We start from the raw sequence: 12,389 nt of genomic DNA, 5'->3' as shown, positions 1-12,389 counted from the left end.
CGTCCATGTCGAGGTCTTCCCGATGGCTGTGTAGGAACTTCCATCCTCGGAAGACCTCGACCCATCTCCGGTCACCGACGCGCCGCGAACTCCTGACCGGCACCTACACCTTCAACTGTGAAGAGCCACCAATGTCCCAGATCCAGGTGTCCAGTAGGGTAACTCGGACCGCTCCCAGATCGTCGGCAACGTCTTGAACCGCAGATGGAGTGGTGCCTGCAAAAAAGTTTTTTGACCGTATGGACTCGATCAATTGCGATTCAGGCGTTACGGACCGGTCCCACAGTCCGAGAGAGGTTCTGCTCGAAACAACGTCAGTCACGAGGAAACCTCGTCGGCCGGATGGAATTGACCGGATCAGGGTGTGGAGGCGCTGCTTACTAACAGTGACTGCGATCTGTTCATTAGTATTCCGCGTTTAGCCGAGGCTTGCGTTAAGCCCTTGGATTTGGGTATCGATTAGCTGAGTCAGCACGCACAATGAGACAGTTAGGTCCGCTTTCGGCAGTCGGGAAACCAAGGTGCCCGACAAGTCGGCATACGCGGTTCGCAGGTTTCCCGTTGTGCCAGTTGGACTGGCTAACCTGGCGCGCGCGACTGCCGTACCAAGTGCCGCTAAATCACAATCGACAAGATTAACAACCTTAAAGTTGTGGCATAATTCATCGAGTTTGAGGTCGTTGCAGTTGCCGGCGCCCCAGATTGAAATGGTCTTGCATTCAGCCTCGACCGCAGCGAGCGTTATGGCGTTCATAACTCTAGGGCGGTGGGCTGCAAACTGCCCTCGTTGCCCATTCGAACGACCATTCAGTGCAGCCTGATATGCGCGTTCAGAGAGTTTGCGTTCTCGTCTTGTGACGAAGTCATGCTTTGCAGTGCTTCCTAGTTTCGGGCAGACAGAAATGACACCACCGTTAGATCAGAAACCGTCGTTTCCCACTCGTCGTTGGGAGGCTCACCGTGCCGGTCGCCGCGGTGACGGGCAGGCTGGACACCCCAGTGGTGCGACGCGGATCCCGAGACCATTACGGCAACGGACGCGCCTGGATCTGGGAGTGTCGGAGCCGGCTGCTCATCGACTCCGTCGAAGAGCCAATCAAGCTCCCGCTGTACGGATCAGTGACCTCCGATGCGCGGGCCTCACAGATCGAAACCTTTCTCGCGTGGACACATCCGTCATGTGTGCTCGCATCGGCTCGTCCGGCCAGTTCGCGGGAAATTCCACGGTCTGAGGCTACGGCTCCAGGGTCTCGACTGATGGTTGACCGGCTGAGGGGTTCGTCGAGAGATTGGCGCGAGCGACAGCCGGGGCGCCCGTGGATGCCGATCGCGGCCGTACCGTCGGCGGTCGGCTCGAGTTGCGACCCAATCAGCTTCGAACACGTCGGCGGAGTCTCCGTCCAACAGCGATCAGCTGACTCGCCAGTCCTGGGACCGCCAGCGTCACGGCAGCGAGCAGATACGCGAGTTGGATCGCCTGGTGTGCTGCGGCTGGCGATGCGGTGTTGTCTGCGTCCACGTGAATGATGGTCTCCACGAAGGCGCAGACGAGCGCGGCGACTAGCATCCAACGCTCGAACCGCCGACGTTGGAAGCGTCGGTCGGACCCGGCTGTCCAGGCGGCCCGGATCCCCAGTCCGGCCAACGTGGTCAGCAGGAGGTACGACTTCACGGTCAAAGACACGTCCGGCAGGCCGGCAACGACAACAATTGGCCAGCCCACAATCAGCGGCGCGTACCTAGACAGGTTGTCTCGTCGAGGGACCAGTCGCCACCCGACTCGCGGCGGTTCAGTCGCATCGACAGGAATCACCTCCACCCGGGTCTGACGCATTGATCCACGAAGCACCCAGAGCGAGTCCCACCCTGCGCGAAGTGACCCGGCACGGTCGGCGAAAGGCGGGGCGTTGGAACTGAGCTGCCAGCGTTGTCCCTGGCCGGGAGGCAGCGTGACGGGAAGACACATCTGCGAAGTGAGGTCCACGCCCCCGAGGCCGCCTCGCAGACCTCCCAGAACGACGTGCTCGATGGAATCGCTTGTACGGCCGGCGTTGAACATCCGGATGACTACGACACCCCGGTAGGCCAGGCAGTGGACTCGGATTGAGGCGCCGGAGAGCCGCCAGGACGTGATTGCCCACATCAGCGCCATCAGGGAGGTCCCTGTCGAGGCGATAGCGATCCCTCTTGCCACCCAGTCGACTGCCATGGCCGGATCGTGCCTGACGGCACCGACAGTCCCGGGGCCCGTCGAGGCCCCCAGAGGGGGCGCCAGCATGAGACGCCTGGCCCTTCCGTGCCCGCCTCCGGGCGGGTGACCCGAATGAACCGCTGTTAGACAGTGGTCGAAGTTTCGCCTTGGCACCCACCGGACACGCGCCGTCAGCTTGGGAGGGAGGAGGATCCCGGGGTACCGACCTCCCTGAGTGGGCTGAGTCCTTGCTCGGATCAGTGATACTGTCTTCCGCAACAGCACCCCTGCCAAGCTTGGCGGTGTCTTGAAGGAGAGACGCTGACAGCTCAAATGCGCAGGGGTCTTTTACGCTCTGCGGACTATGGCGCGCAAACAATGGCTGAGCCCCGAAGACCAGGGTCGCACTGCTGAGGCAGCGTGGGCTCGTCGTGCCCGACCACGTCCAGTGTCGCGACTTCCTGAGCCGTACGAACTACTACCAGTTCTCGGGCTACGCCCGGTTCTTTCAAGTTGACCCGGCAGGCGGCGACAACCACTTCCGCCCCGGTGTGACGCTCGCTGAGATCCGGCGAGTTCATGCGCTCGACGCGCTCTTACGCGACCTGTCGCTGCGCCATCTCGCCCGGGTCGAGACCGCACTGCGTGCACGCTTCTCATTGCACTACGGCGAGAAGGTCGCACCCTACGAAACGTTCTGGGACCAGAGCGCCTACCACTCGGTCGGGGCATCAGGGATGCCGGTGCATGACCTGGTGCTCAGAGACCTCGACCGGTCCAAGGCCCCATTCATCGCACGTCACCGCACCGGTTCGGGGACCTACACCGACCTCCCGGTGTGGGCGGCGGTGGAGGTGATGTCTTTCGGCACACTGTCGAAGTGCATCGAGTACTGCGTCGAGGACGAGGTCCGAAGGAGGATGGCCTCGGATTTCTCAGTCGGTAACCAGGGCTTCTCGTCCCAGATCAGATCGTTCGTCGCCTTGCGCAATGAATGCGCCCATGGGTCGCGGCTGTGGAACGACGTGGCAAAGAACCCCCCGTCCGTGCTGCCTAAGTACGTGGGACGCGCCAAGCGGCAGGTGGGTCAGTTCAACGAGAAGAGTCACTTCAAGGTCTTCCTGGCGCTCGATCTGTTCAATGCCGGCGTAAGTCGCCCCCCGCTGGCAGTAGCGGTGGAGCGGCTTATGAAGTCGGACGCGACCTTCAAGAGCGGCATTCTCAATCCGTCGCCGTACTGATCCCACCGACCACTGATCTAGGCGCGACTGAACGGGGCGGTCATCCACCACTTTCGGCTGCTCAAGGGGTTGCGGGCACTGTCGACCGCCGTAGCACTTGATGATTCGGATCGTTCCGGGCGCCGTCTGCTCGATGGTGTCGCCGACCCGTGCGGCACTGACACCTTTTCTGCTGTGGGCGGTCCGTTCTTGATGCTCGACTGACTGACCTGTCTTCAGGTGCGGGCTGGAAGGTGAGTTCACGGTCCCAATTGCTGATTCGAGGGCATGAACCGTCCAGTGAGTGAGGTCGACGCGTAGTGGGCTAAAGTCACGATGTCCGGGTCTGCGAAGTTCAGGGTGTGGTTCCGGCACGGCAAGGTGCCGGGTTCACCTGGGCGCACCCCGCCGTAGCCGTACCAAGGTGGCGCCGCTTGTGAGAGCGCCGGGCGCGGAGGCCGGCGGTACGCCCTGGCCGCCGGTCGCCAGGGAACGAAGAGCACGTATCTACGGCCGAGAACACCAGTGCACTCCCCCAGCCGGGCAATCCCGGGTGCAGGGTTACAGCTACTGCGCCACGATGGGACCCCGGGTGCAGGTAACAGCACCGGAGTTCGGAGTCTCGATGCAGAACAGCACGACGGCGATCGAGGTCGCCTGCGACGAGTCCGGCAACGACGGCGAGAACCTTTTCGGGGGCAACGCGACGGTCCTCGCGCACGCCGGCGTCGCCATCGCAGCCGAGCAGTCGCAGGGGCTGATGGACGAACTTCGCGAGCGCACAGGCGCCCGAACTGAGGAGCCTCAAGTCCAAGGACCTGCTCAAGAAGAAGGACCTCGATTCTGCCCGGTGGCTACTGCGCCATACCGAGGTCGAGGGGCACTGCCAGGTCCACCTGACCGAGAAGCGCTACTTTCTGACTTGCAAACTCTTCGACTCGACCGTCGAGGAACAGATGCACGCTCGCGGTATCGACATCTACGCCGGAGATCTGGCGCTCAAGGTCCTGATGACCCTGTACAAGCGTGCTCCGCGAGAGCTTGGCAGCGCCTGGGACGAGACCCTCGAGACCTACAACCACCTCCTTCGATCTCCTGGGGAGGCTGAGATTCAGGCCCGCCTCGCAGCACTTCAAGCACAACTTCTCACCCTCGGCCAGCACTGCACCGGTCTCCTCAGTGATCTCATCGGCATGATCTGGGGAGGCACGCCTCACCTGCCGGAACTTGCTCGTCAACAGGCGGGCCTGGAGGGAACCAGGAAACTACGAACGCTCGATCCTGCACTCTCTGCAATCAGCCAGACCGCCCGAAGCTGGGGCATGAGGTCCGGCCGTGACGTGGTCGTGATCCACGATGACGCGAAGGTGCTTACTCCCGAAACGATTGAGGACCTCAAGTTTCACTTGGCCAGGCCCGATCTTGTCGCTCCGTCGCTTGCAGGTCAGGGCGTCACTGTCCGCGACATCCACCAGGTCGACTCCAAGGCCGACGCGCGTGTACAGATTGCCGACCTAGTCGCCGGGATGGGCCGAACCGTGGCCGAGGAAGCACTACACGGTGAGGCTCATCCTCTGCGTCATCATCTCGAACCGTTTCGACCCGCAGTCCATGTGGGGTGATGAGGCTTCCTGGTTGATCATGTTCCCGTCGGCCGCGGGCTGACTGTCCAAAAGCCGTCTCGCTGGGCACGGCTCCTACCGGAGCAGGACTCCAGAACCTGCGTGCCGCAACAACCCGGTGATGCCTGTAGTCGGTACGGAAGCCCCTAGTTCGCACGGACGTCATGATGGGGCACATGCGATTCTCCATCGAAGACGGCGAGCTCACCTCACTCTTCAAAGTGGACGGCAGATTGGCGCCGGACCAGCTCATCGCAGCAACACGGGTTTTCAGTCCTGACCGGGTGATCACCTCGGCTAACCGGATCACTCACGACGAGTACAACTGGGTCGATCATCGGACTGACGCAGGCCGGCATCTGCCTCGCGAAAGCGACCGCAAAGACGAACCCGCAGAAGACCGACGTGCCCTTCCTGAGCGACGTCGAGGCTGAATGGTTCCCCCTAGCTAGGGGCAATTACTCGGGTGTCACTGCAGGAAGTCCGAGAGTCCAGCGACTACTACAACCACAAGAAGAAAGTAGCCGTCGACGCGGTGTGGAGTCTGGACCTGGAGGGCCGTGGGCCGGTAGTTCTACCTGCAGACCCCCCGAACCGCGAAGGAGCTGTCTGGGACTTCGCTCAGCAGCTCCTCCAGCGGCGACATCAGGTATCCGGCCGCTCCTGACCCGACGTGTGAGAACGCAGCCGGCCATCTCTGAAAGTGGTCAACCGTTAGGGGCCGAGTCTTGATCGCAGCGTTCGTTGGCACTGCCCCGGTGACCCGGATCTGAGCAGCTCCACCAGTAGCGCGCTCTCGACAGTGCTGGCTGGCCGGGGCATTGGTCGTGGACTGACGGCTGATAGTTCGGCGCCTACAGCTGTAGAGAGGGGCGGGCGTCCTGGGTAGCTTTGAAGAGAGCTTCAACCTTCACCTGGGGCCAGCCGCTCTCGTTCGCGATGTCGGTGGTGGTGAGTTCGGAGAGCCGGACAGCGGAGTCGAGTAGTTGTGGTGTCTCGGCGGGCCCGAGGTCTCCCGGCTCGTCGTGTCGCCATCCGCGTGCGCTGATGGTCTTGACGCCTTGGAGGTAGGTCTGTGGCGTCATGACTTCGAGATCGCGAGCACGGCGTAGGAGTGCGCCGATGGAGGTGCCCCAGCGTTTCTTGAGGGTGACGAACCGGGGCCAGTCGATGCGGGAGGGGAGCTCGTCGCGGATGTCGTCTGCAGGCATAAGGAACTCAGAGGCGAATCTGTCGGCTTCTCTCTCCGTTTCTTTCGCTGCTAGGGCCTCGACGAGGTCATGCAGGAGGAGGTGCCCGAGTTCGTGGCTTGCGCTGAATCGGTCTCGATCGCGCTTGGGCCTTTTCGGTGCGTGAAGGACAAGGAAGGTTCGTTCGTTAGACGGAACGCTGAACGCAGAGATGTTGTCTGCATCGAACGGGAAGCGTGCGCAAACCACGCCCTGCCGTTCGAGTGTCTGGATGACGTCACCAATCGGGCCCGGTGACATTGAGAGGTGCTGTCTGATGGCACGGGCGGCCTCTTCGGCGTTGTATCCGGCCAGGTTGGGCAGCGTCGTCTCGGGGAGTTGGACGTGCCGTTCGAGAACCCCAGCGACGTCACGTAGAAGGTGTGCGACGGTGAGCGATTGCCTTCTCTTGGTGACTGACATCGATCGCTGCGACCTGAAGTGGCCGTAGTAGTCCATGCGTGCTTCGTCTGCCTGAGTCGGGTCGACGACGAGTTTGCTTGTTGAGAAGAACTCAGGGGGGAAGTCGAGTTCCTCGGCGATCTTCTGCAGGGTGGCCGCCTTCGGCTTCGCTTGGCCATTCTCGAACTGAGACAGCGCGGGCGCCGAAACCCCGATCGCTTTGCTTAGGGTGGATTTGCTCAGTCCATTGGCTTCTCGGGCGACCTGGAGCCGGTATGCAGAGAAGAGGCGCGCAGCTTCAGTGGCGGCTTCCGAAGGTGACGTATTTGCACCTTCTGGTCCGGGAGTTCTCACGAGAGCCGCAGTTTACGGCGCGGGGTTCGGTCGTTGACGGCGGACCTGAGAGGGGGGTGGCCGTGGGTGAGCATCTGGGCACGCTGCGTCGCGATCGTCGGCTCTGGTGATACGAGAAACGGTTGCTGTGCCGGTGCCTTGTGTCGCTGCTGGGCTGCTGCGTCGTGCGGGGCAGTAGACGACGCACCGAGTCGGCGAAGTGAGGTGGCGGCGGAGGATGAACGCAGGTCGTGCTCGCCCGGACGTGACCCCTCCGAGGCCGTCCCGTGCCGGGCGCGTCCTCCAGGTGTCGCTACAGCGCTCATCATCCAACTGTGACACACGCGCGGCCGTTTGTCCGTGACGCGGCAGAACGACTATCGACGACCCAGGCGATTGGGGTTGCGAGTCTTTCGAAAGCGTGACACGGTGGAACTGTTCAAATCGTAAGTAATAGATCGCAACCGTCCTGAGGCTGAAAGCGAGTTCAACATGCCCGACCACACCCACGACGCCAAGCCCGGCGATGACAAGGACCCCAAGACCGTCATCGTGCAGATCGGCGACAAGTCCGTCACGACCCCCAAACAGACCACCCCACGTGCTCTGCTCACCGCCGCCGGGCTCGACCCCGACCGGCGGCGCCTCGTCGGCATCACCGGCAAGGCGCAGCACCCCTACCCCGACCTCGACGAGAAGCTCACCGTCCACGACGGTCAGGTCTTCATCACCGTCTCCATCGGCCCCACCCCGGTCAGCTAGGCGGGATTGAGATGCCCAGCCAACACCTGGTCGACGACCTCCGAACCAGCGGGTACGACGCATCCCTGGTCGTCAGCAGCGGCGCCGAGTTCATCGTGTTCGACTACCTCATTCCGGTCGGCGGTCTCATCGGCCAAACCGTCAGGATCGGGCTCCAAGCCCCCGACTGGCCCGTGAACCCGCCCGGCGGCGTGATGGTCAGTCCCCGGATCCAGCACCCCGGCGACGACGCGCACCACGCGAGCCCGCTCGGCGCGGACTGGATCTACTGGTCTCGCCCGTTCCCGGACTGGGCGGTAGGAACTCGCACTCTGGACGAGTACCTGACTCACTTGCGGACCCTGTTCTTTCAGTTCCCGGTCACCGCCGAGGACCGGCCCGACGAGTCAGCCGCATGATCCTGCGGCTCGCCACGACTGCATCGGCGGTGTCTGGTCGCGTGCGTGAGGGCTGGCACTTCATCAGCGGCCGGATCCGAGAGAACCCGGCTTCTCTCAGGGCTGAGCCCTCCGGCGCAGGCGAAGCCGGCGCCGCGCCTGGCGCCGAGCTGTCGCGGACCTTCAGCGTCGCGATGACGACCACCGTGGAGTCGACCCTCATCGAGCACCTGACGCGCCTCGACGGCCAAGAGGACCTCACTTTCGCTCTCTATCAGCCTTCGACGGGCCTGAGCCGTGACAGCGCCCTCCTCGTTGACGTCGTCCTTCCTGACGGCGATGAGCGGCACGTTCACGGGAATGTTGCCTTCACCGGTGACTACTTCCTGCGCGCCGCCGCTCAGGCGGCCGAGAGCGATCTCGGCCTCGCCTTCCTCCACTCGCACCCGCGCGCGAAGACTTGGCAGGGGATGTCGAAAGACGACTACGCCGCCGAACACGGCCACGCTTCCCAGACACAGATCATGACCGGCCTGCCGCTCGTGGGGCTGACCCTGGGCACCGGGAACGCCACCTTCTCTGCTCGACGGTGGACCCGACCCAATGCCCAACCTCACACCCATCCCGACAGTCGGGCCGACGGTCAGGCCGGGGGCGGCGCGGGCGACGACTACCAGCCGCAGTCAGCGCACAGCGTCCGTGTCGTCGGTGAGCGGATCAGAGTGCATCACAACCCGACACTGTCACCGCCACCCGCACGTACCCTGCGTCTGCTGCGCACCGTCCAGGCATGGGGGCAGCCCGCCCAGGACGACCTTGCCCGCCTGCGCGTCGGAGTGGTCGGCGCCGGGTCAGTCGGGCAGCTCGTCGCCGAGAGCCTTGCCCGGACCGGAATCGTCAACGTTGACGTCATCGACTTCGACACCGTCAGTGAGCACAACCTGGACCGCCTCGTCCACGCCGGCAGCGACGACGTTGGCCGCTCCAAGACGGCGTCCCTCATCGAAGGTCTTGCCCGTAGCGCTGTGGCGCCGGGCGCCAGCATGACGGGTACCGAGTACTCCGTCGTTGAAGCCCAAGGGTGGGCCCATGCCCTCGACTGTGACGTCCTCTTCTCGTGCGTGGACCGGCCATGGCCTCGCTACGCCCTGAACGTGGCCGCCCTGGCACACCTCGTTCCGGTGATCGACGGTGGCGTTGCTGTCGACGTCAGCACCAACAGCGAGACCGACTCGGTGACACTCCTGGGTGCGGAATGGCGAGCCCATCTTGTTGCTCCAGGGCGTCGATGCCTCGAATGTCTCGGCCAGTACGACCCTGGCGACGTCACACTCGAACAGTCCGGGCTGCTTGACGACTCCACCTACGTAGAGGCCCTCCCGCACGATCACCATCTGAGGCGGGGTGAGAACGTCTTCGCGTTCTCCATGGCATGTGCGGCTGCTGAGGTGCTCGAACTGCTGCGGGCGGTGCTTGCGCCTTCAGGTCTTCCCGACGTCGGCGCAACCTTGACTCACTGGGCGACTGCGACTACCGACTGCGACGTCGACGCTTGCAAGCCGACCTGTTACATCTCTGCGCACCTGATCGGGTCCGGTGACGCGGCACCGCTCACGGTGACCGGGCCGCACCCGATCGCTGAGCGGGCGCGCGCAGAGCGCGCGGGGCGCGCGGGGCGCGCGGGGCGCGACGCGTTGGCCTTGTCGACGTCAGGCGCCGTCTCGCCGTCACGCCGTGCCCGTAGCGCGCTGCTGCGACGGCTGCGGCAGTTCCTCCACCATTGATACGACGCACCGAGGGTCGCCATCTTTTGGAACTCGGCGAACCGGCGCTGTCTGACCATCCACTTCTTCCCCAGACACCACAACTAGTGCCATACCGGCGCGCCTCCCACTACATCTAGGGGTCGAGATGGACAGTTTCAACATGGACGCGGCCCTCGCCAACCGGTGGGGCTTCGCCGCGTCCGAAACGTCGCATTGCGACGAACTGCCCACATCAACTACGCACTGCGCAGCAGGCACTGCCACGCTCCTGGTCAGCTCATCCAAGGCCAGTGAGGAAACCGCCCGCATCCAACGGCAGCGCCACGGACTCGACCTCATGGCCGACCACCGCGCCTGGGGCCGCGAAAAAGCCACACCGGAACGACCACTGTCGTTCGATGAGGACATCTTCGGCACAACCGGCTGGTGCGAATTCAACTACCCAGTCACACGCGGCGTACGAGTCCTGGGGCCTTCACGGTTCGTCAAGTTCAACGATTTCGCGTCCCTGCGAGCGGTTCTCGAGACAAGCGCAGACCTCCCCTCGAACGTCATCCCCACGGTGGCGACCGAGGCCCGCATGCTCAATGTCGCCCCGCGAGCCAGGTTCCTCGACACCATCGCCCACTACCAGCACCGGCCCACGGCCTTTGTGTTCGCTGACAAGGACCACCCACTAGAGACGTACGTCCGGCTGGCCGGGATACGCCAACTTCTAGACACACATCCCCGAGTGCTATTGCCCTACGTGGAGCCCCTGGTCGCATCGGATGCGTTGGCCCACGGCGCCGAGTGGGTGGGAATCGGGGCATCAAGCGCCCGCCGGTTCCCCAAACGTCCCGGAGACAAGGGCGGCGGCCCGGTCTCCAAGGGATACCTGCCGGGTCTGTTCCTGCGCGACTACCTCGAATTCCGCAGCCCTGAGGTCTACGCCGAATGGTTCGCCAACTCGGCGTCACCGGTCTGCGGGCGGTGCTCGCGAGCACTCGACCTCTTCTCCACCTCGCCCACCGACAAAGCAGCCATCGTGCGGCACAACATCCACGCCATGCACGAGTTCCTCACTGCCTTGATGGAACAGCCCGCCGCCGACCGGGCCGCCTGGCTGAACGGTGTCCGCGTCGAGGCACTCGACCGCCACCTGGTCCTCGCACAGCGAGGCGGCGCCATCAGGACGGGCGAGACGCTACGGCTCCTACTGGAGCTGGACGACCCGCAGATGCGTCGGCTATCCCCAGCAGGCATCTGGTCCTGAATACCGCGACCTCCCGGCTGGGGCCGTCAGACCGTCCGACTGGACGAGGCCTGTGCCTCGGCTTGGTACTGGGTCCACGTCCTGTAGGTGCGTTCGGTCATGCGCCACCCAACGGCCTTGAACTGCGACGCCACGAACGGGGCAGGAGCCAGCAGGCTCTCGACCTGCCGCAGACCGTCAGCCGAATGCTCGACCCACACCCCGACACCAAACATCTGTGCCTCCCACAACTGCATGGACGTCGGAGGACGCGACGTGACGACGACTCGTTGAGCGAACGGCCCGAACGACTGTGCGGCTTTGAGCGCAGACGACCAGCGAGCACCACGGACTAGGACCGCGTGAACGGTCAACGGGACGCGGAGCCGACGAGTGATGCAGCCGTCCACGTTGTCAATGACACCGCAATGGCTTCGACGTAGGAGGTCGAGGGTGCGCAGCGAGAGGTCGTCACGGCTCACCACAACGTCCAACGGCAGCGAGAGCAAAGCGTCCAGTCTGGTCAGCGACTCCTCGCTCGTGAACGAACAGGAGCGACGTCGCTGCGCCTCCGTGTAGTCGATGCTGACAACCGCATCAGCCGCATGGCTCAACGTCGAGGCGCCATGAGGCACAACCAGCAAGGGACCTGGACCGTAGGAATAGCCCGGAGTGAATGCACCCGACCCCACCGAATCCCTCGAACTAACGGACGCTTCCGAAGGTTCCACCCCGCCCGCGCCGGCGGTGGCTCGAAGAACCCTCTCATCACGGCCATCGGGCCCGGACCAGCCCAGACCGTCGACGTCGCTCGGGCGCAGGGGTGAACTGACGGTCTGCGGGTGGGGCGCCGCAGTCAACAACATTGCGGCAGCGTAACCGTCAGCCGAGCCGTACCTGGCAATACAGGGAGACACCGCCCGCGACTTCTACGCAGGACGACGAGGTGGCCACAACCGGCCCCCGCAGCCCGTCCCCTGTCACAGGAGATCACGTGGGGCCATCCGCATCGCACGGCACAGCCTGTCCGCGCGGACCTTGCTGGTTGCTTCGCGTGTCCGAATTCGGGCGTCGGCCGTGGCGTACGGGATTGCGTCGCGGCGGGCCCAGTCGGCGCTGACCTTGGATGCAGTGGCGAGAAGCTTTGGGAGGTGCTTGCCGAGCAGGACGTCGGTGGAGGTCTCGTCGGCCCGCTTGCGCCCGCGTCGAAGCCATCGTGGCACGCCCCGAGGCGCAGCGATCTCGCTTGGAGG

10 protein-coding genes are annotated in these 12,389 nt (G+C 64.0%); 7 read left to right on the top strand and 3 right to left on the bottom strand.

Translation table 11 applies throughout. The features are described 5' to 3' along the window. Window positions 1–1,369: 1,369 nt before the first annotated feature. The gene (locus FZC61_RS17760; protein ID WP_148615487.1) at window positions 1,370–2,209 is read right to left on the bottom strand and encodes a hypothetical protein; all 840 of its coding nucleotides are present in this window, start codon (window positions 2,207–2,209) and stop codon (window positions 1,370–1,372) included. 413 nt (window positions 2,210–2,622) lie between these two features. Here FZC61_RS17760 and FZC61_RS17755 point away from each other — a divergent pair, with 413 nt between their 5' ends. From FZC61_RS17755 to FZC61_RS17745, 3 genes are all read left to right on the top strand, one after another. Further along, window positions 2,623–3,432, top strand: a complete 810-nt coding sequence (locus FZC61_RS17755) for an Abi family protein (protein WP_170286159.1) — start codon at window positions 2,623–2,625, stop codon at window positions 3,430–3,432. Between the two features lie 935 nt (window positions 3,433–4,367). Continuing rightward, window positions 4,368–5,033 (top strand): hypothetical protein, encoded by a 666-nt coding sequence (locus FZC61_RS17750; protein ID WP_148615485.1) that lies wholly within the window; start codon window positions 4,368–4,370, stop codon window positions 5,031–5,033. A gap of 176 nt (window positions 5,034–5,209) precedes the next feature. Then, window positions 5,210–5,467 (top strand): hypothetical protein, encoded by a 258-nt coding sequence (locus FZC61_RS17745; protein WP_148615484.1) that lies wholly within the window; start codon window positions 5,210–5,212, stop codon window positions 5,465–5,467. 420 nt (window positions 5,468–5,887) lie between these two features. Here the strand turns inward: FZC61_RS17745 and FZC61_RS17740 are convergent, their stop codons facing one another. Further along, on the bottom strand, window positions 5,888–7,018 hold the full coding sequence (locus FZC61_RS17740; protein ID WP_148615483.1) for an ImmA/IrrE family metallo-endopeptidase: 1,131 nt from the start codon (window positions 7,016–7,018) through the stop codon (window positions 5,888–5,890). A 471-nt stretch (window positions 7,019–7,489) separates the two neighbouring features. Here FZC61_RS17740 and FZC61_RS17735 point away from each other — a divergent pair, with 471 nt between their 5' ends. The 4 genes from FZC61_RS17735 (at window position 7,490) to FZC61_RS17720 (ending at window position 11,157) form a co-directional block, all read left to right on the top strand. Continuing rightward, a complete protein-coding gene (locus FZC61_RS17735; protein ID WP_148615482.1) occupies window positions 7,490–7,759 on the top strand; it encodes a hypothetical protein in 270 nt (89 codons plus the stop codon). An 11-nt stretch (window positions 7,760–7,770) separates the two neighbouring features. Then, on the top strand, window positions 7,771–8,157 hold the full coding sequence (locus tag FZC61_RS17730) for a hypothetical protein (protein WP_148615481.1): 387 nt from the start codon (window positions 7,771–7,773) through the stop codon (window positions 8,155–8,157). Further along, window positions 8,154–9,920 (top strand): ThiF family adenylyltransferase, encoded by a 1,767-nt coding sequence (locus FZC61_RS17725; protein WP_148615480.1) that lies wholly within the window; start codon window positions 8,154–8,156, stop codon window positions 9,918–9,920. The genes FZC61_RS17730 and FZC61_RS17725 overlap by 4 nt, the downstream gene beginning before the upstream one ends. Before the next feature lie 142 nt (window positions 9,921–10,062). Further along, window positions 10,063–11,157, top strand: a complete 1,095-nt coding sequence (locus FZC61_RS17720; protein WP_148615479.1) for a hypothetical protein — start codon at window positions 10,063–10,065, stop codon at window positions 11,155–11,157. 26 nt (window positions 11,158–11,183) lie between these two features. On the opposite strand, the gene FZC61_RS17715 is transcribed toward FZC61_RS17720, so the two are convergent. Further along, window positions 11,184–11,780 (bottom strand): hypothetical protein, encoded by a 597-nt coding sequence (locus FZC61_RS17715; protein ID WP_148615478.1) that lies wholly within the window; start codon window positions 11,778–11,780, stop codon window positions 11,184–11,186. Window positions 11,781–12,389 lie beyond the last annotated feature (609 nt).

Origin of the sequence: Nocardioides rubriscoriae (assembly GCF_008087085.1) — a bacterium.
In the GTDB taxonomy this organism is placed as follows: domain Bacteria; phylum Actinomycetota; class Actinomycetes; order Propionibacteriales; family Nocardioidaceae; genus Nocardioides; species Nocardioides rubriscoriae.
Note: the sequence above shows the minus strand (reverse complement) of the source record. Positions and strands in the feature narration are given on the sequence as shown.

Excerpts from the sequence above, each read along its gene's own strand:
- FZC61_RS17750 (WP_148615485.1), top strand. The coding sequence starts at position 4,368 with ATGCACGCTCGCGGTATCGACATCTACGCCGGAGATCTGGCGCTCAAG.
- FZC61_RS17725 (WP_148615480.1), top strand. The coding sequence starts at position 8,154 with ATGATCCTGCGGCTCGCCACGACTGCATCGGCGGTGTCTGGTCGCGTG.
- FZC61_RS17745 (WP_148615484.1), top strand. The coding sequence starts at position 5,210 with ATGCGATTCTCCATCGAAGACGGCGAGCTCACCTCACTCTTCAAAGTG.
- FZC61_RS17730 (WP_148615481.1), top strand. The coding sequence starts at position 7,771 with ATGCCCAGCCAACACCTGGTCGACGACCTCCGAACCAGCGGGTACGAC.
- FZC61_RS17735 (WP_148615482.1), top strand. The coding sequence starts at position 7,490 with ATGCCCGACCACACCCACGACGCCAAGCCCGGCGATGACAAGGACCCC.
- FZC61_RS17760 (WP_148615487.1), bottom strand. The coding sequence starts at position 2,209 with ATGGCAGTCGACTGGGTGGCAAGAGGGATCGCTATCGCCTCGACAGGG.
- FZC61_RS17720 (WP_148615479.1), top strand. The coding sequence starts at position 10,063 with ATGGACGCGGCCCTCGCCAACCGGTGGGGCTTCGCCGCGTCCGAAACG.